Genomic DNA, 25,393 nt, shown 5'->3' with positions numbered 1-25,393 from the left:
CATGGCCATCCAGATCTTGCCGGCGCGCCTTGCCAACCAAATTGCGGCAGGCGAAGTGGTGGAGCGCCCCGCCTCGGTAGTTAAAGAGCTAATTGAAAATAGCTTAGATGCGGGCGCGAGTCGTATAGAAATTGATATTGAAAAGGGCGGCGCTAAGCTTATTCGCATTCGTGATAATGGCCAAGGTATTGCTAAAGACGAGTTGGCGCTGGCGCTCTCTCGCCACGCCACTTCTAAAGTCAGTACGCTAGAAGATCTGGAGTCTATTATGAGCTTGGGCTTTCGTGGTGAAGCCTTAGCCTCTATTAGCTCGGTGGCCCGCTTAACACTGACCTCAAAACCTGCCGCCCAAAGTGAAGCCTGGCAAGCCATGGCACAAGGGCGAGACATGGACGTAAAACTGGTGCCGGCTTCTCATCCCACGGGTACCACGCTTGAAGTACAAGACTTATTTTTTAATACCCCCGCTCGGCGCAAGTTTATGCGCACCGATAAAACCGAGTTTGGCCATATTGATGAAGTGGTGCGCCGGATCGCGCTAAGCCGCTTTGATGTAGATTGGGTCTTGCGCCATAACGGCAAACAAGTACGCCAATATCGCGCAGCTCGCTTACCTTCTCAACAAGATAAACGATTAAGTGCCATCTGTGGCAGCGCATTTATGCAAGCAGCCCTTAAAGTGGAGTGTGAGCATAATGGTCTGCGGTTGTGGGGCTGGTGGGTTTTACCCAGTGGGGCGAGAGCACAGCCAGATGTGCAATATACTTACGTTAATGGGCGCATGATGCGTGATAAATTGCTAAATCATGCCATTCGCCAAGCGTACGGTGAGCGATTAGCGCCTGACACTCATGGTGCCTTTGTTTTATATCTGGAGCTGGATCCCGCTGAAGTGGATGTGAATGTTCATCCGGCAAAACACGAAGTGCGGTTTCAGCAAGCCAGATTAGTGCATGACTTTATTTATCAAGTATTAGCCCAAGCGCTGGAGCAGGCGATAAGCGCTTCTTCTTCAGGCCAAACGCTTGATGAGCCAAGTCCTGTAGATGACGTCAGCGAGAGTGCTGCAGAGCCGGTTACTCCTGTGACTTCAAAAGAAGAGGCTGAAACTCCCCTTGAATATCAGGCTCCTCGCCATGGCTATGGCGGCGCGGCGAGATCTCATTTCGCCCGAGAGCAAAGCCCCAGTAATATTAGTGAGCAGACGTGGCAGGGGATTAATGGCTTATTAACGACCTTGGCTCCCGCTGTGGATGCCCAGCCTCAAAGTAGCGAACTTCGCGTGTTGGATAATGAACACGGCGGTGTCTTGCAATTAGTGAAAGAGCGCGCCTTGGTCGTGTGGCATCAACAACAGCTGTGGCTATGTGAGCTTAATCAAGCCCGCGCCTACTTAGATGGTTGTGCTTTATTTGCGATGTGGGAGCAAGGGCTAACTTCTCAGCCGCTATTGTTACCCATACGGTTAGCACTTAGTGCGAGCCAGCTAGAGAGTGTCGAAACGCATCAAGCTCAATTATTAAAACTTGGCTTGGAGTTGAAAAAGGGGCATGGCGACACCATTATTTTGACACGAGTGCCTCAGCCGCTGCGCCACGCTGATTTAGCGCGCTTGTTTGGGCAGTTATTGGCACAATTAGAACAACAAGTGTCGGGGCAGGAATTATGCCTCTGGTTATGCAGACAGGGTATGCAGCGCCGAGTGTGGAGCTTAGTACAAGCCCATGCCTTGTGGTTAGAGCTACAAGCGTGCTTAGCCAAAGGAGCCCCTGAGACTATGGCCCATTTTTTACAGCCGTTAGCGTTAGAACAACAATTAGATAGGTGGGATCATGAGCGATAAACCGCTCGCCATATTTTTAATGGGACCGACGGCGTCAGGTAAGACGGGGTTAGCGATTGAGCTGTGCCAACAGTTGCCCTGTGAGATCATCAGTGTCGACTCGGCGCTGGTCTATAAGGGCATGGATATTGGGACGGCTAAGCCGAGTGCTGCTGAGCTTAAACGTGCCCCACATCGCCTAATTGATTTGCTCGACCCAGCACAAGCCTACTCGGCTGCTGATTTTAGACGAGATGCACTCGCGGCTATGGCCGATATCACCAGCAGAGGACGTATTCCGCTACTTGTTGGCGGTACTATGCTTTATTTTAAAGCCTTGTTAGAGGGCTTATCGCCTTTGCCCAGCGCTAATGCTGAAGTTCGTGCTGATATTGAAGCGCAAGCACAGCGGCAAGGTTGGGAGGCGCTGCATCACGAGCTAGCGCAAGTAGACTCGGTTGCAGCGGCGCGCATTCACCCTAATGATCCTCAGCGCATTTCGCGAGCATTAGAAGTTTTTCGCTTAACGGGGCGCACACTAACTCAATTAACCCAGCTTAAAGGTGATCCGCTGCCTTACAAAGTGTTACAGTTTGCAATTGCGCCTCAAGAGCGCGCCGAGTTACATCAGCGAATTAATGCTCGCTTTTTACAAATGCTAGCGCAGGGGTTTGAGCAAGAAGTGCAGTGCTTATATCAACGCCCTGACTTACATAGCGACTTACCCGCTATTCGCTGTGTGGGCTATCGACAAATGTGGGATTACCTTAGCGGTGTTGTCGGCTATGATGACATGATAGCGCAAGGGCAAGCCGCCACTCGTCAGTTAGCAAAAAGACAATTAACTTGGCTGCGTGGCTGGCCCCAAGTGCACTGGTTAGATACCCATAGTGAGAGCCTTGTTCAGGATATAATGGCGCAGATCGACGCTGAAAATAATAATTAACAATAACAACATTTACCAAGATAAGGACAACATTATGGCTAAGGGACAATCTTTGCAGGATCCTTTTTTAAATGCTCTGCGTCGCGAGCGCGTCCCCGTCTCTATTTATCTTGTCAATGGCATTAAGTTACAAGGACAAGTAGAGTCATTCGACCAATTCGTTATTTTACTAAAAAATACTGTCAGCCAGATGGTGTATAAGCATGCCATTTCTACTGTGGTTCCCTCGCGCCCTGTGCAAATGACACCGAGCGCAAGCACAGAAATATCGGCGACTGAGCAACAAATAGATTGAGTATTGTCCTCGGGTGGCCGAGCATAAGCTGTGGTGATCTTATGGTTGGGAGTACGCAGCTTGTTTGAGCGTGATGAAAGCCCTGAGTCGGCAATCTTAGTTCACATTGATTTTAATAGTGACCACGAGCGTGAAGACCTAGCAGAGCTGGAGTTATTAGTGGACTCTGCGGGTGTAATGGTGCGTGGGTTATTAACGGGCACGCGCGCCTCACCTCAAGCCAAGTTTTTTATTGGTACGGGAAAAGTCGATGAGTTAGCTGCCTTAGTGCAGCTACATGACGTAGATGTGGTTATTTTTAATCACAGCTTAAGTGCGTCTCAAGAGCGTAATCTTGAGCGTATTATTCGGTGTCGAGTCCTTAATCGCACGGGTTTGATTTTAGATATTTTTGCTCAGCGCGCGCGCACCCATGAAGGCAAGCTACAAGTTGAGCTCGCTCAGCTGCGCCATTTATCCACTCGCTTAGTCGGTGGCTATGAAGAGTTAGGCCGCCAAAAAGGTGGTATTGGCTTGCGTGGTCCGGGTGAGATGCAGCTTGAAACGGATCGCCGCTTATTGCGTGAGCGTATTAAGTTGATTCAAAAGCGGCTTGAAAAAGTATCGCGCCAACGAGAGCAAGGGCGGCGTTCGCGCAAGCGCGCCGCAACGCCCACTGTGTCCTTGGTGGGTTATACCAACGCCGGTAAGTCGACGTTGTTTAATCGACTAACGGATGCGGGGGTGTATGCTGCGGATCAGCTGTTTGCCACGCTAGATCCTACGCTTCGAAAAATTGAATTGCCTGATGCCGGTGCTGTGGTATTGGCAGATACGGTGGGCTTTATTCGCCATTTGCCTCATGACTTGATTGCCGCCTTTAAGGCGACCTTACAAGAAACGCGCGATGCAGACTTATTACTGCATGTGGTGGACTGCTTTGATGAGCAGATGAATGAAAATATTGATGAGGTGAATTCGGTGCTCGAGCAAATAGATGCCCAAGACGTACCGGTACTCATGGTATTTAATAAGATAGATAAATTTGATGATATCCCGCCTCGTATTGAGCTCAATGACGAGGGTCAACCCCGAGCGGTGTGGCTGTCGGCTCAACAAGACTTAGGTATTGAGGGTTTACTGGATGCGCTAAATCAATTGCTTGCAGGAGTATTAGTTGAGCATCGATTAATCTTGCCGCCCAGCGAGTCTAAACTTCGCAGCCGTTTATATGAATTGAATGGCGTGGTGAATGAGACCTTTAGTGAGCAAGGAGAGTTTGTAGTAGATATTCGGTTGCAGCAAGCAGATTGGCGCCGTTTGCTAAAACAAGAAGATGAGCCGTTACAGCGCTTTATAAGCGATTGATTGCTTGGTAAAGTTACTTTTATAAACCAGAAAGACGGAGAGACAAATGGCTTGGAATGAGCCTGGAAATGGTGGCAAAGACCGTGACCCGTGGGGGAATAACGGTAAGCAACAAGGGCCGCCAGATCTGGATCAGGTAATTAGAAACCTGAGAAATAAATTCGGTGGCTTACTCGGTCAGCGTAGCTCTGATTCCGGAAGCGGAGGCAGCCTTGGCTCTTTTGGCGTGATTATCGCCTTGGTCATAGCGCTTGTGGTATGGGTCGTCAGTGGCTTTTATACCATAGGTGAAGCTCAGCGAGGGGTGGTGTTGCGTTTTGGTAATTATTACCAAACCGTAGAGCCGGGCCTGAGCTGGAAAGCAACCTTTGTTGATCGTGTCTTCCCGGTAGACGTAGAGTCAGTGCGCTCACAACCTGCATCTGGCTTTATGCTTACCGAAGATGAAAACTTAGTACGCGTTGAGATGGAAGTGCAGTATCGCGTGATTGAGCCGCGCGACTATCTGTTTAACGTGACTAATGCCGATGACAGTTTACATCAAGCGCTAGACAGTGCGCTGCGCTTTGTGGTGGGTCACAGCACCATGGATGATGTGTTAACTAAAGGTCGTGATGGCGTACGCCAAGCAACGCGTGAGTTATTAGAAACAATTATCGAGCCCTACGACTTAGGTTTATCGATTTTGGATCTTAACTTCTTGCCCGCGCGCCCACCTGAAGAAGTAAAAGATGCTTTTGATGACGCCATTGCTGCGCAAGAAGATGAACAACGCTTTATTCGTGAAGCCGAAGCCTATGACCGAGAAATCCGGCCTAAGGCGCGTGGTCAAGCGAAGCGCTTATTGCAAGAAGCGGAAGGTTATAAAGAGCAGATTGCATTGCGCGCCGAAGGTGAAGTGGCCCGTTTTCGCCAACTCATGCCTTTATATAAAGAGCAACCTGAGCTAATGCGCCAACGTATCTACCTTGAAACCATGGAAGATATCTATTCTAAGGTGAATAAGGTGATTGTGGATACGCCAGAAGGTAGCAGCAACCTGATGTACTTACCGTTAGATAAGTTGGTTGAGCAAAATGCTAATCGTAAGGCTAAGGTCGATCCGAATATTATTACCTCGGATTATATCAACGACTTACAAAAGCAGGCGGCAGCGGCCGGTGCGGGAAGTGAACGAACTCGCGCGCCCAAAGTTGATAGCGGCAATTTACGTCCAACAGGGAGAAACTAAGCCATGAGAAAAGGTTTATTGGTTATTGTTGCCCTGATTGCCATTATCTTTTATGCCTCAGTGTTTGTGGTAGTAGAAGGTGAGCGAGGCATAGTGCTGCAGTTTGGCAAAGTAAAGCGTGAACAAGGTACCGAGTTGCCGACGCTTTATGGCCCAGGGCTACACTTTAAAGTGCCGCTAATTGATCAGGTGCGAAAGCTAGATGCGCGTTTGCAAACGCTTGATGATCAAGCGGATCGCTTTATTACGTCTGAGAAAAAAGACTTAATTATTGACTCATTCGTAAAATGGCGCATCGATAACTTTGCTACTTATTATTTAGCCACGGGCGGCGGTAATCGCTTACAAGCAGAAAGTTTACTGCGCCGTCGTATTAATAACAGTCTGCGTTCTGAGATTGGTAGCCTAACGATTCGGGAAATTGTTTCGGGTAAACGCGGTGAAGTGATGGAAGCCGCACTACGTGATCAATTAGAGTCATCGGCAGATTTAGGGATTAAGGTAGTGGATGTGCGCATTAAGCAGATCAATCTACCCACCGAAATCTCTACTTCTATCTATCAGCGGATGCGCGCCGAGCGTGCCGCTGTGGCGCGAGAGCATAGATCTCAAGGTCGTGAGCAGTCGGAGATCATTAAAGCTAAGGCGGATCGTGACGTAACTGTTATGATTGCCGATGCCCAGCGTAATGGCCGTACCTTACGAGGTGAAGGCGATGCCGCGGCGGCCACGATTTATGCCGAAGCCTATGCTGAGGATCCGGAGTTCTTTAGTTTCATCCGCAGCCTTGAAGCCTATCGTAAGAGCTTTGAGCAGGGTGGGGATTTAATGGTATTAAAGCCTGACGGGGACTTCTTCCGCTTTATGAAAGATCCTTCAGGAAAAGCACAGTAAACTCTAGCCCGGGAGACCGGGCTTTTTTTTGTTCGAGTTTTTCCACCAAGTTGGTGTTAGTTTATTCCGACTTTGGTCAAAATTTGATAGACTCGGTTTTTAATAACTTAACAGTTAGTGAAAGGAAAAATGGGACAAAACGTTGTGGTACTAGGCACCCAGTGGGGTGACGAGGGTAAGGGTAAGGTCGTTGACCTTCTGACTAACAAAGCCCGTTATGTGGTGCGTTATCAAGGTGGGCACAATGCTGGCCATACTCTGGTAATTGACGGTAAAAAAACCGTTCTCCACCTTATTCCATCAGGTATTTTGCGCGAAAACTGTACTTGCATCATTGCTAATGGTGTAGTGCTGTCACCCGAGGCTTTGCTCAAGGAAATGGCTGGGCTTGAAGCCAGCGGTATTCCAGTGCGTGAGCGCTTGGTACTGAGCGAAGCTTGTCCATTGATCCTGCAATATCATGTCGCTATGGACCAAGCTCGCGAAGTAGCGCGTGGCGCCAATGCTATTGGCACCACCGGCCGTGGTATCGGTCCTGCCTACGAAGACAAGGTAGCGCGGCGCGGGTTACGTGTTGGCGATTTAGCGAACATGGATACCTTTGCCATTAAATTGAAAGAAGTTATTGATTACTACAACTTTCAATTAACCGGTTTATACGGTGTAGAGGCGGTGTGCTATGACACCGTATTGGAAGAAGCAAAAGGCTATGCCGAGCTGCTAACCAGTATGGTAATTGATGTCACTGATGTGCTGGATGTGGCTCGCAAAAACGGTGACAAGATCATGTTTGAGGGCGCGCAAGGCACGCTGCTTGATATCGATCATGGTACCTACCCGTTTGTGACTTCCTCTAACACCACAGCCGGTGGCGTGGCGACGGGCTCTGGTTTTGGCCCCTGCTACATTGACTATGTGTTAGGTATTATCAAAGCCTATACCACGCGTGTTGGCTCAGGTCCTTTCCCTACTGAGTTGTATGACGGTCAAGAAAAACTGGATGCAGCTGGTAAGCACTTAGGGACAGTGGGCCATGAGTTTGGTGCTACTACGGGCCGCTTGCGCCGTACGGGCTGGTTAGACTTAGTCACCATCAAGCGCGCTATCCAAGTAAACTCTATTTCAGGTTTTTGCTTAACCAAGTTAGATGTATTAGATGGCTTGAAAGAGTTAAAAATCTGTGTGGGCTACAAGATGCCAGATGGCTCTGTAAAAGATGTGCCGCCCATGGCCGCTGAAGACTATGAGACAGTGACGCCTGTGTATGAAACTATGCCAGGTTGGAGCGAAAATACTGTGGGTGTGGTGACTTTAGAAGACTTGCCACAAGCTGCGCGTAATTACATTAAGCGCATTGAAGAGCTGACCGGGGTACCGATTGATATTATTTCAACCGGTCCTGATCGTGATGAAACACTTATTTTGCGCCATCCCTTTGAAGCTTAATTAATCGCTTTACTGTGATAAAAAATGCCAGCGTAAGCTGGCGTTTTTGTTTTCTGGGAGGGGCAAAGCATGCAGGGATAAGAACAAACCTCTAGAACGGTTGCTACGATATTTTCACCTCACACCTCACACCTCACGAATTACGTCTTACTGCCAAATGGGCTAAGTCGATTAAGGCTTGCTTATGTTCAGAGTCAGGCAGCACCTTTAAGCTATCAATGGCTTTTTGCGCTTCTAATTCTGCTTGTTGCTGACTGTATTCTAAGGCTTGGGTCTCGGCTAAAATCGCCATGATTTCTTCTAAATGATCCATGCCGGTCCGATGAGCAATGGCATCACGAATTCGTTCACGCTGGGCGTCATTACCTACCGCTATGGCATGCAATAAAGGCAGGGTAGGCTTACCCTCAGCCAGATCATCGCCTACGTTCTTACCCATGTCTGAGCTGTCTGAACTGTAGTCCATAATGTCGTCAACCAGCTGAAATGCTGTCCCTAAGTATTTGCCATAATTAAGCATGGCTTGCTCAACTTCTTCAGACTGGTGAGTAAGTACCGCGGCTAAGCGGGTGGCCGCTTCAAAGAGCTTGGCGGTTTTGCAGTAAATAACCTGCATATAGCTGGCTTGAGTAGTGTCGGGATCATTACAGTTCATCAACTGCAACACTTCTCCCTCAGCAATAATATTGGTGGCATCGCTTAAGATATTCATGATTTTCATGTTATCTAGCTCAGTCATCATCTGAAAAGCGCGAGTATAAAGAAAATCTCCCACCAAAACGCTGGCTGCATTACCAAATAAGGCATTGGCGGTGTCGCGACCGCGGCGCAAGTCTGACTCATCCACTACATCGTCATGTAACAAAGTAGCGGTGTGAATAAATTCAATAATGGCGGCCAAGGTGATGTGTGCGTCACCTTCATAGCCCAAGGCGCGCGCTGCCAGCACGGTAAGTTGGGGACGCATACGCTTACCGCCTGCACTCACAATATAAAAGCCCAGTTGGTTAATAAGCGCGACATCAGATTGCAAGCGCGCCCCGATTAAGTCATTCACCGATTGCATATCTTGCTCGGTTAGTTGTTTTATTTTATTCATGTCTACCATAGAATTATTAGCCAAACGACGCAGTCAAAAATCAGTGAGATAACGATTTTACACTATTTACCATAGGGTTAAAGCCAACAAGTACCGCTTTAATGGGGTGTGGCACAAGACTGATTTTTTTATGGCTGCGCTCTTGTCTCACCCTAGCAATCTGCGTACAATACGCGACCATTGTAGAACAGTTTTAGTGCACGCCCCTTTGAGGGTAAAAGTGCCAATCATTCGGAGTTATAAACATGTACGCGGTAATCCAAAGCGGCGGAAAACAACACCGTGTAACCGAAGGTCTAGTACTTCGTCTAGAAAAATTAGACGTTGAAACTGGCGCCTCTGTCGAATTCGACAAAGTGCTTATGGTTGCTCAAGGTGAAGACGTTACAGTGGGTGTTCCTTACATCGACGGTAGCAAAGTAACAGCTGAAGTCGTAGCTCACGGTCGTGGCAAAAAAGTCAAAATCGTTAAGTTCCGTCGTCGTAAGCACTCACGCAAACAGCAAGGTCATCGTCAGTGGTTCACTGAAGTGAAGATCACCGGCATCAGCGCCTAAGATAGGAGTTCAGTTCCATGGCATCGAAAAAAGCAGGCGGCTCTACTCGTAACGGTCGCGATTCAGAAAGTAAACGTCTTGGTGTTAAGCGTTTTGGTGGTGAAAGTGTCTTGGCGGGCAACATCATCGTTCGCCAGCGCGGCACTCGTTTCCACGCCGGCGTTAATGTTGGCCTAGGTAAAGACCACACTTTATTTGCCACTGCCTCTGGCAAGGTGAAGTTTGAAGTTAAAGGTCCAAATAACCGTAAGTTCGTCAGCATTGAAGCTGAGTAAGCTGTAATAGCCGAACTAAGAAAGCCCCGCCTATGGCGGGGCTTTTTGCTTTTTAAAGCACGTTCCCTACTTAAACTAGATATACTGTGCACAGTGGGTGAATGGGAGATATTGTAATGAAATTTGTAGATGAAGCAGAAATTAGGGTCGAAGCCGGTGATGGTGGCAATGGCTGTGTGAGCTTTCGCCGCGAGAAATATATCCCAAACGGTGGCCCAGACGGCGGTGATGGGGGCGATGGCGGTGACTTATATATGCTGGCCGACACCAACCTTAATACCTTAATTGACTACCATTTTGAGCGCTTTCATCGTGCTGAACGTGGTGAAAATGGCCGCAGTAGTAATTGCACGGGCAAACGCGGCCAAGACTTAGTGCTTAAGGTACCGGTAGGCACCCGAGCCAAAGATGAGATGACCGGTGAAATCTTAGGAGATTTAACGCGAGACGGCCAAAAACTATTAGTCGCCAAAGGCGGCTTTCATGGTTTGGGGAATGCGCGCTTTAAAAGTTCGGTAAACCGGGCGCCGCGCCAAAAAACGAATGGTACGCCAGGTGAGGTTCGAGACTTATTATTAGAGCTATTATTGCTAGCCGATGTGGGCATGCTTGGCTTGCCCAATGCCGGTAAGTCCACCTTTATTCGGGCAGTATCTGCGGCTAAGCCTAAGGTAGCCGATTATCCTTTTACGACACTTGCGCCTAATTTAGGTGTGGTGCGCTGTAATGACCATAAAAGCTTTGTCGTGGCCGATATTCCAGGGCTAATTGCAGGTGCTTCTGAGGGCGCGGGCTTAGGTATTCGCTTTTTAAAACACTTAGAGCGTTGTCGCGTCTTATTGCATATCGTGGATGTATTACCCGCAGATGGTAGCTGTCCTGCTGATAATGCTGAAGTGATCATTAATGAGCTTAATCAATACAGCGAAGTGGTCGCTAATAAGCCGCGTTGGTTACTCTTTAATAAGCTTGATTTAGTCTTAGAAGAAGAAGGCGATGCTATTATCGAACAAGTGATAGAGCGTCTGGATTGGCAAGGGCCGGTGTTTCGCATTAATGCCATCAGTAAAGAGGGCACTAAAGCGGTTACCGAAGCTTTAATGGAATTCTTAGATGAACATCCTCGTACTCAACAAGAGTTAGAAGATGCCCGTGAGCCGGTCAACTTTAAATGGGATGATTACCACGAAGCAACCTTGCAAGAGCACGCAGCGCCCCTGGTTGATGACGAAGATGATGATGAAGACTGGGATGATGAAGAAGATGACGGCCACGTTATCTACACCCGAGAATAGTATCGAAAGAGCGACAGTACGACTGCTGTCGCCGCTTTATTAACTGAGGTAAAAGATGATAGTTGCCATGATAGTGGCCATGACGCGCAATGGGGTAATTGGTAAAGATAACGCCATGCCTTGGCATTTGCCGGCGGATCTTGCTTATTTTAAACAAACTACCTTAGGTAAGCCCATTGTAATGGGACGTAATACCTTTAACTCCATTGGGCGCGCTCTGCCGGGGCGGCGCAACATTATTGTTAGCCAGAGCTTAACCGATGCGCCTACCGGCACTGAAGTGGTCTCTTCGCCCGCGGCTGCACTGGCGTTAGTTAAGGATGAAGCTGAGGTGATGGTGATGGGCGGCGGGCAGCTGTATCAAGCGTTCTTATCGCTAAGCCAGCGTTTATATCTCACTTTGATTGAAGCGGATGTGCAAGGGGATACTTACTTTCCGTTTCACGCCGCTGACTGGCAGCTTGAGTGTGAAGAGTTACGCCTTGCCGATGAGCGCAATGAATATAATTGCCGCTTTCAGGTTTATAAGCGAGTGTAAGAAGTGAAGGGCTAAGTGTGAGCAGGAAAAGCTGCAGTTGCAGATCCCCATATTTTTCAGCTCACCCTTCATTTTTATTGCCGTGTTATTCGTTACCTATTATTTCACGCTTCATGCATAAACTGGGCAGGGACTACTAATACGCTCCCCCGTTTCCCAACATAATAACGTCATGCTTCCTCCCCACACACAGCCGGTATCTAGCGCATAAATATCGGGTACCTGGCACTCCCCTTCTAATGCCGCCCAATGACCGAAGATCAGCGGCGGATCTTGGCGATCTTGGCGTAACTTAAACCAAGGGCTAAGGTGGCGAGGAGCGGCGCTAAGGGTGGATTTATTATCAAAATCTAGTCGTCCATCGGCATAGCATAAACGCATGCGGGTGAAGGCATTAATAGCAAAACGCAGTTGTTCTATTTCTCCTAAGTCCTCAGTCCAAAAAGCAGGGCTATTACCATACATCTGCGCTAAGCGTTCTTTGTAATGAGGCGAGCGTAATTGCGCTTCCACAAAGCGTGCCGCACTGCGGGCTTGCTCTATGCTCCATTGGGGTGGAATACCCGCATGACTCATAACAAAGCTTTCCACTTGGGGGCGGTTTGCAGTCGCTGTTGGCTGAGCCGGAGGAGAGGAAGGAGTAAACTCTGCAAGTAAGGGCTGATGGCGTAACCAATATAATAAGTCCTGGCTATCGCGCGCTTGCAAGATAGGACCGATCTTATCGGCGGGGTTAGCGCGATTGATGCCATTAGCGACGGCCAGCAAATGTAAGTCGTGATTACCCAAGACGGTGGTAGCGGCATTGCCAAGTGCTATCACGCGGCGCAAACACCCTAACGAGTCTGGGCCGCGGGCCACTAAGTCGCCGGTTAACCATAAAGTATCTTGAGAAGGGCGAAAGGCCACTTCATTGAGTAAAGTGTCAAGCTCAGTGAGGCAGCCTTGTAAATCGCCAACGATATACGTAGCCATTAATTAATAAGATTAGGCAGCGATAAGCGAAAAGGAGCAATGGGGGTATCAAATTCACTGCCATCTTGCTTCACTAAGCGATAACTGCCCTCCATAACGCCAAGCGGGGTCGCTAAATTAACGCCACTGGTATAAGTAAAAACGGCTCCTGGGGCGATATTAGGCTGCTCACCGACCACACCTTCACCCTCTACTTCCAATACTTTTCCATTGGCATCGGTAATTAGCCAGCGTCGGCTTAATAACTGCACGCTGGCTGAGCCATGGTTTTGAATCGTAATCGTATAAGCAAAGACATAGTTTTGCTCATCAGGCGTGGAGTGCTCGGCTAAGTAGTGAGGCACAGTCGTAATGCGAATATCGCCAGAAGACATATTTATTCCTTACGTTGAGCGAGCGCATTAGCCAAAGTGACATATTGCGCTAGCGTTAACTGTTCAGGGCGCGCGCCAGCATCCAAGCCAAGCTCGCTTAATTGGTCTGCACTAAAAAGATGACTTAAGCTATTGCGAATCGTTTTACGTCGTTTACCAAAAGCATCGGCGGTAATGCGGGACAGACAAGCAATATCACTCACCGGATAGGGGGGAGTGGCGTAGGGCAGTAACTTTACCACGGCTGAGTCTACTTTAGGTGCGGGCTTAAATGCCTCAGGTCCCACTTCTAATACCGGCACCACTTGGCAATAATATTGCGCCATCACGCTTAAGCGTCCGTAGGTTTTGCTACCTGGGCCTGCAGCGAGACGATTAACCACTTCTTTTTGGAGCATAAAATGCATGTCTTCCACATCTGCGGCAAACTCAAATAAATGAAACATTAATTGAGTAGAGATGTTGTAGGGCAAATTACCAAAAATTTTCAGCTTTTTACCTGGCTCTCGCAGTTGCGTGAAGTCAAACTTCATTGCATCTGCTTGATGAATATTGAGCTTATCTTTTAAAAACGGATGACTGGCAAGGCGCGCCGCTAGATCTCGGTCTAGCTCCACGACATTTAATTTTTTTATCCGCTCACAGACCGGCCCCGTTAAGGCGCCAAGGCCTGGGCCTATTTCTACCATTACAAAGTCGTCTGTGGGATAAATAGCATCTACGATTTGGTCGATCACATAATCGTCATGCAAGAAGTTTTGGCCGAAGCGTTTGCGCGCTTTATGCCCTTGGTGAACGTTACTATTCATCGCGTTTTTCTATCATTTCAATGGCTTGGTTAAGCGCGCACAACATGCTGCCCGCATCGATATTATTAGTTCCGGCCAGCTCCAGCGCGGTACCATGATCCACAGAGGTGCGAATAAAGGGCAAGCCTAAGGTGATATTGACCGCCTGCCCAAAACCAATGTATTTAAGCACCGGTAATCCTTGATCGTGATACATAGCTAAATAGGCATCGGCATCTTGCATATATTTAGGCTGAAAAGCGGTATCGGCCGAGACGGGACCTATTAAGTTCATGCCCTCGTTATTGAGCTTTGCTAAAGTAGGGCTGATGACATCTAGCTCTTCACGGCCTAAATGACCATCCTCTCCGGCATGGGGATTTAAGCCACACACATAAATACGCGGGTGAGCTAAACCAAATTTACTTTTAAGCTCGGCGTTTAAGATACGAATAATTTTAGTTAATCGATCTTCAGTAATGGCTTTAGCCACATACGCTAAAGGAATATGCGTAGTCACTTGAGCCACTCGCAAGCCAGGCGCGGCCAGTAACATGACCACATCGGGCACGTTTGCTTGTTGAGCAAAAAACTCCGTGTGCCCTGAAAAAGACACCCCTGCTTTATTAATAATGCCTTTATGTACCGGGCCGGTCACCACGGCGGCAAATTCCCCACTCATATTGCCATCGGATGCTCGCTTTAGGGTTTCTAATACATAAAAGCCATTAGCCTCATCGAGTACGCCAGGCGAAGCGGGCTTGGCTAATTTTACTGAGGCAACAGTGAGCGTGCCTTTACGCTGGGGCTGAGGTGCGCGCGCGGCATCATAAGGCAGTAAGACTAAGTCTTTACCTAGCGCCTTAGCGCGAGCCTGGATCAATTCAGGGTCAGCAATGACTACTAGCTCGACCGGCCAATCTTGAGCGGCTAACGCCAGCATTAACTCGGGGCCAATGCCGGCCGGTTCGCCTGGGGTTATGGCAATACGTTTACAAATCACAGTTCACCGTTTGATAATTGAGAGTCGACAATACGGATATAGGCCTCGTCTTTGAGCTCGTCCAGCCAAGTTTGCACTTCTTCGTTAAAGCGACGATTAAAAATAAGCTGATAGGCTTTTTGCTCCGTGGCTTGCTCGGTGGCATCGACCACGCGCTTGTCTTCTAGTTTAACTAAATGCCAGCCGTGCTCAGAGCGAAAAGGCTCACTGAGCTCACCCACTTTAAGCTGTGAAACGACATCTCGAAAACTACTAACATAAGCTTGGGGTGCTGACCAACCTAAGTCTCCACCTTGAATAGCGGAGCCGGGATCTTCTGAATATTGTTCGGCCAGTTGAGCCAGCGTGGCTTTGCCGCTTTTAATCGCGTTAGCAAAGTCAGTGAGCATGGTTTGGGCTTTTTCTTCACTCATGATGATAGAGGGCTTAAGTAAGATATGGCGAGCGCGCACTTCAGTGGCCTCTACTAGCTGCTGATCCGCAGACTCCATATCTAACACCATTAAAATATGTACTCCGGCCCCTGAGCGCAGCGGACCAATAATATCACCTTTTTGATGATTTTTCACCGCTTCGCTAAACAAGGAAGGCATGTCGTTTACGCCCAACATTCCCCAATCACCGCCTTCTAAGGCCTTAGGACCTGCGCTATGAGCGATGGCGAGCTTCCTAAAATCGCCACCTTGCTTTAACTTGGCAATTAACTGCTCTGCTTGTTGACTGGCTTGGCGCAATTGCTCATTGCTAGGCTCACTGGGCAGGGCTAATAAAATATTTCCCACCCGATAGCGTTGTTGATTTTGGCCTTGCTCGCTCATCATTTGTACAACTTGCTTTACTTCTTGATCTGACACATTAATGCGTCGGCGTACTTGATTGCGGGCTAACTCGCTTAATAAAATTTCACTACGGACTTGCTCACGAAACTGGCTATAGGTTAAGCCCTCTTTTTTGGCCTCAGCTTGCAACTGTTCTGGGGTTTTATTTTGGCTGCGCGCCACATTCGCGATGGCTTGCTCAAGTTGCGTGTCAGTAATACGCAAGCCCAAGCGCTCTGCAAGTTGCAGTTGTAAACTCTCTAAAATCAAGCGCTCTAGAGCCTGCTTTCGCAGTGAGCGCTCATCAGGCAAGTTTTGCCCAGCACTGCTAGCACTATTTTTAACTTGATTGACCAGCCCCGTTAGCTGACTTTCTAAGACCACATCTTTATCGACCACGGCCACGACTTTATCCAACAGCTCTACTGCTTGGGTGGCGGTTGCAAATAGCCCCAAACTGGCGGCAAGCAGTAATTGTTTACATCTTTTATTCATGACAAGTCCTGTGCACTATGAAAATTAGTTATTGAGGTTAAAAGGGCGATAATAAGGTAATAAATTCGTCCCCGCTTTAAAGTCTCCATTGCCCGCACCAAAGGAACTAAAGCCTTTGAGTTCAAATCTGAGTCCAATGAGCGTTTCTTGTAGCGGCGTATAACGACCGTTTTGGTAGTTTTCTGTGAGTGCTTGCTCCCAAGTTAGGCTCAGCGCCCAACAGCAGGAGTCGTAGCGCAGACCTAATAGACTGTCGATATTGCGATTGAGTTCAATGTCTCGGTAATAACCGCCAATCACATGCCAACTTGGATTAAGCGGCCAAGAAAAGGTACCGCCTAGCTGGTTTAGATCCTCTGTTAAACTGGCATCAGGGAAATAGTTTTGGTTGAGGTGGCGAAAGCCAATTTGCGCCAATTTTCCTTGATTATTATATTCCAAAGTAAGATTCGCGCCCGATAAGCGATGATTGCGGGTATCTTGCTGAGCTTCTGAATGCAAAAACCACTGGCCGTCGATATTTAAGTCGCCCTCAAAGGTTAAAAATGAGCGCTTGGTTTCACTGGGTTCGTCATTGGGATAGAGGCGAACCCGAGGCGAGGTAAAGTTATAGCTTTGCGCGATGGCTAAGCGTAAACGCTCCACACTCTCTGCATCATAAATACGACTGGTAAAGCCCCCGGTGATTTGGTTGGCATCACTAATACGGTCTAGGCCGGCAAACCGGCGGTCGCTAAATAAACTGTAATAGTCTTGGCGCAAGGTCGTCGTGTCATATAAGCCAATGTGATCTTGGTCTTTAAAAGGCACATATAAGTATTGAAACTGTGGCTCCAGAGTCTGCACAAAATCTTGTTCAAACCACTGTGTTTCTCGATCAAAGACTAAAGTTCCATTAAGGCGCGCTCGCGGTAGCAGTCTATCGGCGCTGTTTTTTAGGCTATCTGTCGTAAAACCTTGGCCGTAGGCGCTTTGGTTATTGTAATAGTCGCCCAGTTGTTGAGGGATATCTTGCTCGTAATGGGTGTAATAAGCGCCCACATCTGCTGTTAACTGTGCGCCAGGGTGGTTAACGACTGAGTACACTAGCTTAGGCTCTATATGAACACGAGTCGCTTCATACACGTCATCGGCGTCATTTTTAAATTGAGTGACTTCCGCATCGAGCCCTAAGTCAAAAGCCCCAAACCCTTTATAACTCGCCAAGGCTACACTCGGCGCTAATTGAAAAGGTTGCGTCGATACTTCAGAGCGTAAAATTTGATAGTCCCGCATTTCGGTGGTTACTTGCCAATCAGTATCGTAATAGCCACCGCGAAAAGACTGCATTAATTGATTTTCTACTAATTGGCCAACGGGCGGTGAAAAATCCGTAAAGTAAAAATAATCCTCCGCCGCTACTTTGGTGTAGTCCACATTAGCTCGCCAGTGACCGGCAGCATCAAATTGCGAATTATGGCGCCAATTCACCAGCCAACGTGCATCATCTGCCAAGCCCGTACTAATGCGCTCTTTATCGCTACTTAAGTACTCACCGTACAAAGTCCCGCTTTGTCCGGCTACCGGTAAATAACGAAATTCTAACTGGGCCATGGTGCCGCGTTTTTCCATATAACGCGGCGTAAAGGTGGCATCGTAGTTTTCGGCGATATTCCAATAATATGGCAAACTAATGTCAGTGCCGTTATGGCGGCCAAAATCAAAAGTGGGAAATAAAAATCCACTTTGGCGCTCATCTTTAACGGGAAACTTTAAATAAGGAAAGTAAAAAATCGGCACTTTACCCAGCCATAATACGGCGTTCCATGCTTCACCAAATACTTCGTCTTGCTCTACCTTCACTGAGCTGGCTTTGAGCTTCCATACTTCACCATTAGGCGGGCACGTCGTATAGCTGGCACCTTGTAACTCCACATCTTGAGTATGGTTGCGCAAGCTAACCTTTTGCGCTTGCCCGCGGCCTGGCTCACCATGAAATTGGTAATCCGCTTGCAGCAAGTCGGTGTCTTTGGTGTTTAAATTACCGGTCAGGCGCTGAGTATTATTCACACTAATAGTGCCATCGGTAAAATTAATGTTGCCCGTGGCAACGACATCGCGGCTAAGTTGTTCAAGCTCGACATAATCGGCATTAAATTTGCGCGCTCCTTGCTCTACTTCTACTTGCCCTTGGTAAATAATTTTTCCATCTCGGGTGGCATCGAGTACATCAGCAGTCACGCTAATGGGGCCATTCGTTTGTTCGTCATCTGACTCCACTACTAAGGGGACATGACTAAAACAACGACTAAAAGGCAAAGCCGAGATTTCTGGAGAGTCTGGTGTTTCAGTTTGGGCCTGAGTGAGGCCTGAAAGCAGCAGCAAGGGTAAGCCGATAATCCGTTTTCTCATGGGTTGACGCTCGCTTCCTGGTGGCGACACCGCCCTGGGGCTGGTTGAGGTTTAGGTGTCATTACTTTATGGTAACGGGCTATGATAAAGCATTCTTGCAGCGAGCACTATCAGCCTGCAAAATAGCCAACCTTAACCCCTCATTCATTTAAGATATTGCTGATGAGATCAGCCGCAAAGGGCGGTGTAAATCGTTAAAAGGCGATATACTGGACGCTCTCATAGCATGGCGATTTTTAAGCAAAAGGCATAACTTATGTTGTCACACATTAAAGGCAAACTCATTGGTCTGGTGTTTGGTTTCTTATTAGGGCACATACCGGGCGCCTTAGTGGGCTTATGGCTAGGACATTTACTCGATAAAAAGTTAGCTAATGCTTGGGTTTTTAATAAAGATGCACAAGCTGAATTTCTTTATACCACCTTTGCCACTATGGGACACTTGGCTAAATCAAGCGGCCAAGTTTCACATGAAGAAATTCGCTTAGCTGAGCAGTTAATGAATCAAATGCGCTTGCAAGGTGAATTGCGCACCCGTGCTCAAGATGCATTTCGCGCCGGTAAAAGCGCAGATTTTCCACTTAAAGATACGCTGCGCCGGTTTCGGGCACGAGTCAAAGACAGTCGCAACTTACTGCGCTTTTTCATGGAAGTGCAATTACAAGTGGCCTTTGCTGATGGCGAGTTACAAGCCAGTGAGCGCACCATTTTATTAGTGATAGCCGCTGAACTGGGCTTTTCTGCCACTGAACTTGAACAGTTGCTGGCCTTTGCTCAAGCGCAAATGCAAGGTGGGGGCTCACGCCAAGGCGGCTTTAAAGCCCCACCTAGCGCTGATCATCTCAGTAATGCCTATCGCATTCTTGAGGTGGCAGAGACGGCGGATGACAGTGAAGTGAAACGCGCTTATCGTCGCCAGATGTCGAAGCATCATCCGGATAAGCTGGTTTCTCAAGGCTTGCCTAAAGAAATGATGGAGCTGGCTAAAGAAAAAGCCCAAGATATTCAACAAGCTTGGGAAACCATCAAAAGCGTACGCAATATAAAATAAAGCGCAGCGCCGAGCACCCAGCGCCCAGCTAAAAATAAAAAAGCACCAACCTTCGTATAGGTTCGGTGCTTTTTTTAGTTTCACACGCGTGCTGCTAATTTTTCAGCCCCCCGCCGCCATTGCCGAACTGTATTTTTCTTAGCTAGGCGCTCGGCGCCCTGGTTACACCACTCTATTTTGTGCATTACCCGCGACAAAGGCTTCGATATTATCGATTAACTGATCGGCGAGGCGCTGCATAGACGCTTGGCTTGCCCATGCAATATGCGGCGTTAAGATAAAATTAGGATAGGCTAGGGCTTGCATTAACGGATTTTCCACAGCCGGCGGCTCTGCCGTGACCACATCAAAGCCGGCACCGCCAATTTGCTTATTCTTAAGAGCCAAGAGTAACGCCGTTTCATCGACTAAGCCGCCTCGGCCCACGTTAACAAGCAGCGCATCATTTTTCATTTGCTTAAATTCAGCCTCGCCAATTAAGTGGCGCGTGTCTTCATTAAGCGGACAGTGCAAACTAATGATATCCGCCTCACCGAGCAGTTGTTCAAAGCTGACTCGCCCTTTGGGCGTCGTTTGGCCTTTACGAGCGGCTATTATCACTTTCATACCTAAGGCGCAGGCTCGCTGCTCAAGATCTTTAGCAATAGTGCCATAACCGATTAAGCCTAAGGTTTGGCCCTGTAAGTCGCGTACTGGATAATCAAAATAGCAAAACTGCCCACTTTCTTGCCAACGCCCTTCAACAATGGAGCTGCGATAAGCATGCAAGTTACGACTGAGTGCCATCATTAACGATAATGCATGCTCCGGTACTGAGCTTTTGCTGTAATCTCGAACATTACACACCGCAATTCCTGCCCGTTTGCAGGCCTCAAGATCCACGTTATCACAGCCCGTTGCAGCCAGAGCAACCAGCTTTAGCTTAGGTAATTGCGCTAGCATGTCAGAGGTTAAACTGACTTTGTTAATCAGCACTATGTCTGCATGACTAAGACGTTCTACGACTTGGTTGGCCAGAGTATCGTTATAGCTTTGCCAATGGTGGGCAAAATTAGGGCGGCGCAGTTGGGCCTGCGCTGGTAGCGTGTCTTGGTCGAGAAATACCAGATTCACTGTGTTGCTCCTGTAAATAAAGAGGCGCATGACGCGGCAATGGGAGCCAGCCTAGGCGCACTAGCCACCCTGAAAGCGACTTATTAAGACGAGTTGGCTCCTTAATGAACATTTGAGCATAACCGGTTTTTTCACGGCGTTGTAATTGCTGGTGTCGTTGTTGCTGGTTATGCCAAGCCAAGGGGCTTTCAGGTTGACTATAAATATCTAAAATAGGGTAGGGACTGCGCGCTAGGCTAATGGCCAGCATGCTCTGTTGGGCACGAGTGCTAGGTAGCGCATCAAATAACACTAAGGCCTGAGGAAGCGCAATGTCACCGGCGTCCACTCCTTGCTGATACCAAAGGGCGGCGCTGCCTTGGAGCAGTGCGACTTGATAAGCTTGCTCGGCGCCCGCGCTTGTCTCTGGCGCCGCGGCATTTAAGCGCAGTAATTGTTGGCTTTGCCAGGCTTGTTGAGCAGCACTGGCGTGTTCATCACTGGCATCAAACTGAGACTGTTTGTCCTCTGGCAGTAACAGGCTGACCTGCCATTGCTGTTGTTGCCAATAGTGGGCCACACCAAGCCAGCGATGAGCCTGATCCACTTCAGGCCAGATCAATAAATAACCTTGAGGCTCTTGGCTTGGCGTAAATGTCAGTGAGTGACTTTGCGCCTGATATTGCTCGAGAGCGGTCCAACTGAGATAGGCGGGCTGGCGAGCGTGGGCGGGAGTAAGCAACACTCCCGCTAACAATAAGCATACGCTTGTGCGCAGCACGCCCCACTCATACTTCATGTAATATCAAAAGGAGCAGGCGCGCTAAATTTTAGCCACTCTTTAGTTTTAGGATGGCGAAACTCAAGCTCAGCCGCATGCAGTTGTAAATGAGGCGCCATGCTAAGGGCTTCCCCCTCGGCATACAGGTTATCGCCTAATATCACATGACCTAAACTCTTCATATGCACCCGTAATTGATGAGAGCGCCCGGTAATGGGAGTGAGCTTAATTAAGCTGCGATCGCTCAAGCGCCGTATGCAACGCCAATGAGTAAGTGCGGCTTTACCGTTTTCGTGATCCACCATATGCCGTGGCCGATTTGGCCAATCACAGCAAAGTGGTAAATCGATACTGCCAGCACTTTGTTTAGGATTACCATAAACCCAAGCGTAATAACACTTAGCCGTTTCTCGCTCGCGAAATTGGCGACTAAGCTCACTGTGTGCTTTACGGTGTAACGCCATAACGATGACTCCCGAGGTAGCCATGTCTAAGCGGTGCACTACCTGAGTGGTGGGATACACCCGTCCTACGCGCAGTGACAAACTATCAAAGTGAATCGGGTCTCGCCCTGGCACACTTAATAGCCCACTGGGCTTATTTAATACAATAATGCTGTCGTCTTGGTACACAACGTCAAACATGGGATCCATCGGCGGATCATAGTGCAGCAAGGCCATGGAATTTCCTTATTGATGACTAACAATAATATAGCGAATGGCATCCAGCTTTAAACGGGTGTTATTGAGCAAGCTATCTAGCTCTTCCATTAAACTTTGCATGTGAATGATTTCACTTTCGCGCACGTTCGGGTTCACCTTAGCCAACTGCTGCAAGCGTGCCAGCTCTTGGCCTAATGAGTCATGCATGCGCTCACGGGCCTGCTCAACTAATGTCTGCATTTGTAATTGCGCCACTGGCTCTGCTTGTTGAAGCAGATGATGAATAATCGTTTGCGAAGCACTGACCAGTTTACTGGCTAAATGGCGATTAACTGGGCTGAGTTGACGATCAAAGGATTCGAACGTTACTTTCTCTGCTAAGTCGTTACCCTTTTTATCTAATAAGAGACGAATGGGCGCGGGCGGTAAAAAGCGATATAGCTGTGAATTTTGTGCCGACTCGGCAACAAAGATCACTTCTAAAAATTGGGTACCTACCGGTAGGGCATTATTTTTAAGGATGGCAACCGAGGTGGTACCAATTTCAGAGCCTAATACCAAGTCAATACCGCCACGGATCATGGGATGATCCCAAGAGAGTAACTGTAAATCATCACGACTAAGAGCGGTGTTTCTATCAAAAGTAATGCTGGCGCCATCTTCAGGCAAGCCCGGGAAATGGCTAACTAACATATGCTCACTGGGGTGTAAGACAATGGCGTTCTCACCTTTATCATCTTGATGTACGCCCACTTCATCAAATAATTTAATTGCGAAAATAGCTAAGGTAGGATCTTCGTCTACGGCATTTAATTCACCCGCCAAGTCTCGATCCATTATTACACCACTGGAATTTAGCTCTAATAAGCGATCTCGGCCTAGTTCCATTTGGCTTTCTAGCTCGAGAGTTAAGGCGCGCGTTTGCTCAATTAATTGCGCTAAGCCTGCTTGGTCTTGACCATGCTCTGCTAATAATGCCAATAATGTAGCCGATGTCTGCTGAAACACTGGCTGGCCCACGGCGTTAGGTTTACTAAAAGCATCCATCCCTTGATCGTACCAGTGGGTGAGCGCGGCCTGGGCTGTGCCTTCTAAATAAGGCACATGAATATCGATGTCGTGTTCTTGTCCTATTCTATCGAGGCGGCCAATGCGCTGCTCTAATAGATCTGGATTAAGCGGTAAGTCAAACAATACTAACTGATGAGCAAACTGAAAGTTACGACCCTCGGAGCCAATTTCTGAGCAAATCATCACCTGAGCGCCGCCTTCTTGCTGAGCAAAATAGGCCGCGGCTTTATCTCGCTCTAATAAGCTCATGCCTTCATGAAACACAGTGCCGCGAATACCTTCTTTAGTCCGCAACACTTCCTCTAAGGCGAGAGCAACCCCCGCTTTAGCGGTGATTACTAACACCTTATGGTTGCGCCGCGCTTTCGTAAATTCCAATAACCAGTCCACGCGGCTATCAAATAAGGTCCACGCATTATTATCACCTTCAAATTGGCGATAAATTTCTTCTGGGTAGAGTGCTTGTAAGGCTTGCTGGGTAATGTCTTGCTGAGAGCCCATCATATTAGCGACTTTTATGGCCGTCTTATATTGAGTGGGTAAGGGCAGTGGATGTAAATGCAGCAGACGCGCCGGAAAGCCTTTAATCGCTTGGCGAGTATTACGAAATAACAAGCGTCCCGTACCGTGGCGATCTAATAGTTTTGCGAGCAGCGCTTTTCGTTGGCTGGCATCTTGTAAAACATCTTGATCAAGTTCATCAATAAAAGGCGCTAAATTAGCTAGCGCCGTTGCATCAAGCGGCCCCTCAGTTAACAAAGCTTCTGCGGCAGCGGCTAGCGGCTGATACTCTTCTTCTTCCGCTAAGAAAGCGTCATAATCATAAAAGCGTTCGGGATCTAATAAGCGCAAGCGCGCAAAATGACTCTCATGGCCTTGTTGATCTGGCGTTGCGGTAAGCAATAACACACCCGCAGTATCTTGAGCTAACGCTTCTACGACTTCATAGGCACGGCTTGGTTGCTCGGCATCCCATAATAAATGGTGCGCCTCATCTACGACCAGCAGGTTCCAATCGCTTTCATGTAATTGTTCGAAGCGCTTACGCTTCTTAGTAATAAAATCTAAGCTACATAATACCAACTGCTCGGTATCAAACGGATTGGCCGCATCAGCAAAGGCTTCCACACAGCGCTCTTCATCAAATAGCGCAAAATGCAGATTGAAGCGGCGCATCATTTCAATTAACCATTGGTGGATCAGCGCATCCGGCACCAAGATCAAAATCCGACTGGCGCGACCCGATAGCCATTGTTGCTGAATAATCATGCCCGCTTCTATGGTCTTACCTAAACCTACCTCATCGGCTAATAACACCCGAGGGGCATAGCGACTACCCACTTCCTTAGCGATATGTAACTGGTGAGGGATCAAACTCACTTTGCCACTGGCAAGACCCCGTAGCGGTGAGCGACGACGATTAAACTGATGCATTAGCGCTTGATAGCGCAGATTAAAACGACCAATTTTATCTATTTGGCCGGCAAACAAACGCTCTTGTGGCTTATTTAATTTTATAAAGTGATTAAGAAAGGTTTCTCTTAGGCTGGTTTCTTCCCCGTTATCAAGGCGCGTGCCATGGTAAGTAAGCAGGCCGTTATCTTCTGTTACCGAGACGACTTCTAACTCCCATTCTTCATGGCTGCTTATCACATCACCTGGGTTAAACATGACACGAGTAATAGGAGCGTCACTAATGGCATACATACGGTTTTCGCCGCAAGCCGGAAAAAGCATGGTCACCATGCGCACATCAATAGCGACGATGGCGCCCAGCCCTAAATCGGTTTCGGTATCACTAATCCAGCGCTGGCCAAGGGAAAAAGGCATTCAAGTCTCCAAGCGAAAGAGTGGGAGTAAAAAATGGGGGCTTATCTTAGCGCAAGCAGCTTACGGGCGCACCCGTAAAACCAAAACACTTCAGTAGTAAGCTGCATAATGGGCTAGCAGATATACGTTAACGGAGCCGTATCGCGACTAAGTTATAAAAAGTCGTTGATATGGAATAAATTTCAGTATCGGCGACACACTTTATAGAGATACTGTTTAGTCGCTGGCCAGTTCTGCCTGTATAGCTGCAACTACCTTTTATACTTCACTATATAAGTAGCAGTCTCATTTTCAGCGTTCAGCACTTGTTTATCTCT

23 protein-coding genes are annotated in these 25,393 nt (G+C 48.1%); 12 read left to right on the top strand and 11 right to left on the bottom strand.

Annotated features, from left to right (window positions below; genetic code table 11):
• Window position 1: 1 nt before the first annotated feature.
• The 7 genes from mutL (at window position 2) to CBP12_RS07115 (ending at window position 7,981) form a co-directional block, all read left to right on the top strand.
• Window positions 2-1,843: a DNA mismatch repair endonuclease MutL gene (gene mutL, locus CBP12_RS07145; RefSeq protein WP_086963821.1), complete on the top strand. Its 1,842-nt coding sequence runs from the start codon at window positions 2-4 to the stop codon at window positions 1,841-1,843.
• A complete protein-coding gene (miaA, locus tag CBP12_RS07140) occupies window positions 1,833-2,768 on the top strand; it encodes a tRNA (adenosine(37)-N6)-dimethylallyltransferase MiaA (protein ID WP_198341766.1) in 936 nt (311 codons plus the stop codon). The genes mutL and miaA overlap by 11 nt, the downstream gene beginning before the upstream one ends.
• 34 nt (window positions 2,769-2,802) lie before the next feature.
• A complete protein-coding gene (hfq, locus tag CBP12_RS07135; protein WP_086963819.1) occupies window positions 2,803-3,063 on the top strand; it encodes an RNA chaperone Hfq in 261 nt (86 codons plus the stop codon).
• Window positions 3,064-3,123: 60 nt separating this feature from the next.
• Complete coding sequence (gene hflX / locus CBP12_RS07130; protein ID WP_086965446.1) at window positions 3,124-4,410, top strand: ribosome rescue GTPase HflX; 1,287 nt, start codon at window positions 3,124-3,126, stop codon at window positions 4,408-4,410.
• A gap of 46 nt (window positions 4,411-4,456) precedes the next feature.
• Window positions 4,457-5,641, top strand: coding sequence for an FtsH protease activity modulator HflK (hflK, locus tag CBP12_RS07125; protein WP_086963818.1), 1,185 nt, complete (start codon window positions 4,457-4,459; stop codon window positions 5,639-5,641).
• 3 nt (window positions 5,642-5,644) lie between these two features.
• Complete coding sequence (gene hflC / locus CBP12_RS07120; RefSeq protein ID WP_086963817.1) at window positions 5,645-6,535, top strand: protease modulator HflC; 891 nt, start codon at window positions 5,645-5,647, stop codon at window positions 6,533-6,535.
• 129 nt (window positions 6,536-6,664) lie between these two features.
• Window positions 6,665-7,981, top strand: coding sequence for an adenylosuccinate synthase (locus CBP12_RS07115; RefSeq protein ID WP_086963816.1), 1,317 nt, complete (start codon window positions 6,665-6,667; stop codon window positions 7,979-7,981).
• Between the two features lie 133 nt (window positions 7,982-8,114).
• On the opposite strand, the gene ispB is transcribed toward CBP12_RS07115, so the two are convergent.
• The gene (ispB, locus tag CBP12_RS07110) at window positions 8,115-9,089 is read right to left on the bottom strand and encodes an octaprenyl diphosphate synthase (RefSeq protein WP_198341898.1); all 975 of its coding nucleotides are present in this window, start codon (window positions 9,087-9,089) and stop codon (window positions 8,115-8,117) included.
• Window positions 9,090-9,325: 236 nt separating this feature from the next.
• On the opposite strand from ispB, the gene rplU reads away from it, so the two are divergent.
• The 4 genes from rplU (at window position 9,326) to folA (ending at window position 11,745) form a co-directional block, all read left to right on the top strand.
• The gene (gene rplU, locus CBP12_RS07105) at window positions 9,326-9,637 is read left to right on the top strand and encodes a 50S ribosomal protein L21 (protein ID WP_086963815.1); all 312 of its coding nucleotides are present in this window, start codon (window positions 9,326-9,328) and stop codon (window positions 9,635-9,637) included.
• Between the two features lie 17 nt (window positions 9,638-9,654).
• Window positions 9,655-9,912, top strand: coding sequence for a 50S ribosomal protein L27 (rpmA, locus tag CBP12_RS07100; protein ID WP_086963814.1), 258 nt, complete (start codon window positions 9,655-9,657; stop codon window positions 9,910-9,912).
• Between the two features lie 116 nt (window positions 9,913-10,028).
• Window positions 10,029-11,207 (top strand): Obg family GTPase CgtA, encoded by a 1,179-nt coding sequence (gene cgtA / locus CBP12_RS07095; RefSeq protein ID WP_086963813.1) that lies wholly within the window; start codon window positions 10,029-10,031, stop codon window positions 11,205-11,207.
• A 55-nt stretch (window positions 11,208-11,262) separates the two neighbouring features.
• Window positions 11,263-11,745 (top strand): type 3 dihydrofolate reductase, encoded by a 483-nt coding sequence (gene folA, locus CBP12_RS07090; protein ID WP_086963812.1) that lies wholly within the window; start codon window positions 11,263-11,265, stop codon window positions 11,743-11,745.
• 111 nt (window positions 11,746-11,856) lie between these two features.
• Here folA and CBP12_RS07085 read toward each other — a convergent pair whose 3' ends face one another.
• From CBP12_RS07085 to lptD, 6 genes are read right to left on the bottom strand one after another with little or no spacing between them, the layout of a single operon-like run.
• The gene (locus CBP12_RS07085) at window positions 11,857-12,720 is read right to left on the bottom strand and encodes a symmetrical bis(5'-nucleosyl)-tetraphosphatase (protein ID WP_086963811.1); all 864 of its coding nucleotides are present in this window, start codon (window positions 12,718-12,720) and stop codon (window positions 11,857-11,859) included.
• A complete protein-coding gene (gene apaG, locus CBP12_RS07080; RefSeq protein WP_086963810.1) occupies window positions 12,720-13,094 on the bottom strand; it encodes a Co2+/Mg2+ efflux protein ApaG in 375 nt (124 codons plus the stop codon). Before apaG ends, CBP12_RS07085 begins: the two co-directional genes overlap by 1 nt.
• A 2-nt stretch (window positions 13,095-13,096) precedes the next feature.
• Window positions 13,097-13,903, bottom strand: coding sequence for a 16S rRNA (adenine(1518)-N(6)/adenine(1519)-N(6))-dimethyltransferase RsmA (gene rsmA, locus CBP12_RS07075; RefSeq protein WP_086963809.1), 807 nt, complete (start codon window positions 13,901-13,903; stop codon window positions 13,097-13,099).
• Entirely contained in the window at window positions 13,896-14,885 is a 990-nt protein-coding gene (pdxA, locus tag CBP12_RS07070; RefSeq protein ID WP_086963808.1) for a 4-hydroxythreonine-4-phosphate dehydrogenase PdxA, read from the bottom strand. The genes rsmA and pdxA overlap by 8 nt, the downstream gene beginning before the upstream one ends.
• Complete coding sequence (surA, locus tag CBP12_RS07065) at window positions 14,882-16,198, bottom strand: peptidylprolyl isomerase SurA (protein ID WP_086963807.1); 1,317 nt, start codon at window positions 16,196-16,198, stop codon at window positions 14,882-14,884. The genes pdxA and surA overlap by 4 nt, the downstream gene beginning before the upstream one ends.
• Window positions 16,199-16,222: 24 nt before the next feature.
• Window positions 16,223-18,589, bottom strand: coding sequence for an LPS assembly protein LptD (gene lptD, locus CBP12_RS07060; RefSeq protein ID WP_086963806.1), 2,367 nt, complete (start codon window positions 18,587-18,589; stop codon window positions 16,223-16,225).
• 256 nt (window positions 18,590-18,845) lie between these two features.
• Between lptD and djlA the strand changes: the two genes are divergently transcribed.
• Window positions 18,846-19,640 carry a co-chaperone DjlA gene (djlA, locus tag CBP12_RS07055; protein ID WP_086963805.1) on the top strand — a complete coding sequence of 265 codons (795 nt, stop codon included), beginning with the start codon at window positions 18,846-18,848 and terminating at the stop codon, window positions 19,638-19,640.
• Between the two features lie 162 nt (window positions 19,641-19,802).
• Here djlA and CBP12_RS07050 read toward each other — a convergent pair whose 3' ends face one another.
• The 4 genes from CBP12_RS07050 to rapA are packed head-to-tail and all read right to left on the bottom strand — an operon-like array spanning window position 19,803 to window position 25,076.
• Complete coding sequence (locus CBP12_RS07050) at window positions 19,803-20,783, bottom strand: D-2-hydroxyacid dehydrogenase (protein WP_198341765.1); 981 nt, start codon at window positions 20,781-20,783, stop codon at window positions 19,803-19,805.
• A complete protein-coding gene (locus tag CBP12_RS07045; RefSeq protein WP_157420071.1) occupies window positions 20,692-21,513 on the bottom strand; it encodes a DUF3530 family protein in 822 nt (273 codons plus the stop codon). Before CBP12_RS07045 ends, CBP12_RS07050 begins: the two co-directional genes overlap by 92 nt.
• A 14-nt stretch (window positions 21,514-21,527) precedes the next feature.
• Window positions 21,528-22,187, bottom strand: coding sequence for an RluA family pseudouridine synthase (locus CBP12_RS07040; RefSeq protein ID WP_198341897.1), 660 nt, complete (start codon window positions 22,185-22,187; stop codon window positions 21,528-21,530).
• A gap of 15 nt (window positions 22,188-22,202) precedes the next feature.
• A complete protein-coding gene (gene rapA / locus CBP12_RS07035; protein WP_086963801.1) occupies window positions 22,203-25,076 on the bottom strand; it encodes an RNA polymerase-associated protein RapA in 2,874 nt (957 codons plus the stop codon).
• Window positions 25,077-25,393 lie beyond the last annotated feature (317 nt).

The organism is Oceanisphaera avium, from assembly GCF_002157875.1.
In the GTDB taxonomy this organism is placed as follows: Bacteria; Pseudomonadota; Gammaproteobacteria; order Enterobacterales; family Aeromonadaceae; genus Oceanimonas; species Oceanimonas avium.
This window is presented reverse-complemented; position numbering and strand designations above follow the sequence as displayed.

Coding starts and splice junctions, on each gene's coding strand:
- mutL (WP_086963821.1), top strand. CDS start 2: ATGGCCATCCAGATCTTGCCGGCGCGCCTTGCCAACCAAATTGCGGCA.
- miaA (WP_198341766.1), top strand. CDS start 1,833: ATGAGCGATAAACCGCTCGCCATATTTTTAATGGGACCGACGGCGTCA.
- hfq (WP_086963819.1), top strand. CDS start 2,803: ATGGCTAAGGGACAATCTTTGCAGGATCCTTTTTTAAATGCTCTGCGT.
- hflK (WP_086963818.1), top strand. CDS start 4,457: ATGGCTTGGAATGAGCCTGGAAATGGTGGCAAAGACCGTGACCCGTGG.
- hflC (WP_086963817.1), top strand. CDS start 5,645: ATGAGAAAAGGTTTATTGGTTATTGTTGCCCTGATTGCCATTATCTTT.
- CBP12_RS07115 (WP_086963816.1), top strand. CDS start 6,665: ATGGGACAAAACGTTGTGGTACTAGGCACCCAGTGGGGTGACGAGGGT.
- ispB (WP_198341898.1), bottom strand. CDS start 9,089: ATGGTAGACATGAATAAAATAAAACAACTAACCGAGCAAGATATGCAA.
- rplU (WP_086963815.1), top strand. CDS start 9,326: ATGTACGCGGTAATCCAAAGCGGCGGAAAACAACACCGTGTAACCGAA.
- rpmA (WP_086963814.1), top strand. CDS start 9,655: ATGGCATCGAAAAAAGCAGGCGGCTCTACTCGTAACGGTCGCGATTCA.
- cgtA (WP_086963813.1), top strand. CDS start 10,029: ATGAAATTTGTAGATGAAGCAGAAATTAGGGTCGAAGCCGGTGATGGT.
- folA (WP_086963812.1), top strand. CDS start 11,263: ATGATAGTTGCCATGATAGTGGCCATGACGCGCAATGGGGTAATTGGT.
- CBP12_RS07085 (WP_086963811.1), bottom strand. CDS start 12,720: ATGGCTACGTATATCGTTGGCGATTTACAAGGCTGCCTCACTGAGCTT.
- apaG (WP_086963810.1), bottom strand. CDS start 13,094: ATGTCTTCTGGCGATATTCGCATTACGACTGTGCCTCACTACTTAGCC.
- rsmA (WP_086963809.1), bottom strand. CDS start 13,903: ATGAATAGTAACGTTCACCAAGGGCATAAAGCGCGCAAACGCTTCGGC.
- surA (WP_086963807.1), bottom strand. CDS start 16,198: ATGAATAAAAGATGTAAACAATTACTGCTTGCCGCCAGTTTGGGGCTA.
- lptD (WP_086963806.1), bottom strand. CDS start 18,589: ATGAGAAAACGGATTATCGGCTTACCCTTGCTGCTGCTTTCAGGCCTC.
- djlA (WP_086963805.1), top strand. CDS start 18,846: ATGTTGTCACACATTAAAGGCAAACTCATTGGTCTGGTGTTTGGTTTC.
- CBP12_RS07050 (WP_198341765.1), bottom strand. CDS start 20,783: ATGCGCCTCTTTATTTACAGGAGCAACACAGTGAATCTGGTATTTCTC.
- rapA (WP_086963801.1), bottom strand. CDS start 25,076: ATGCCTTTTTCCCTTGGCCAGCGCTGGATTAGTGATACCGAAACCGAT.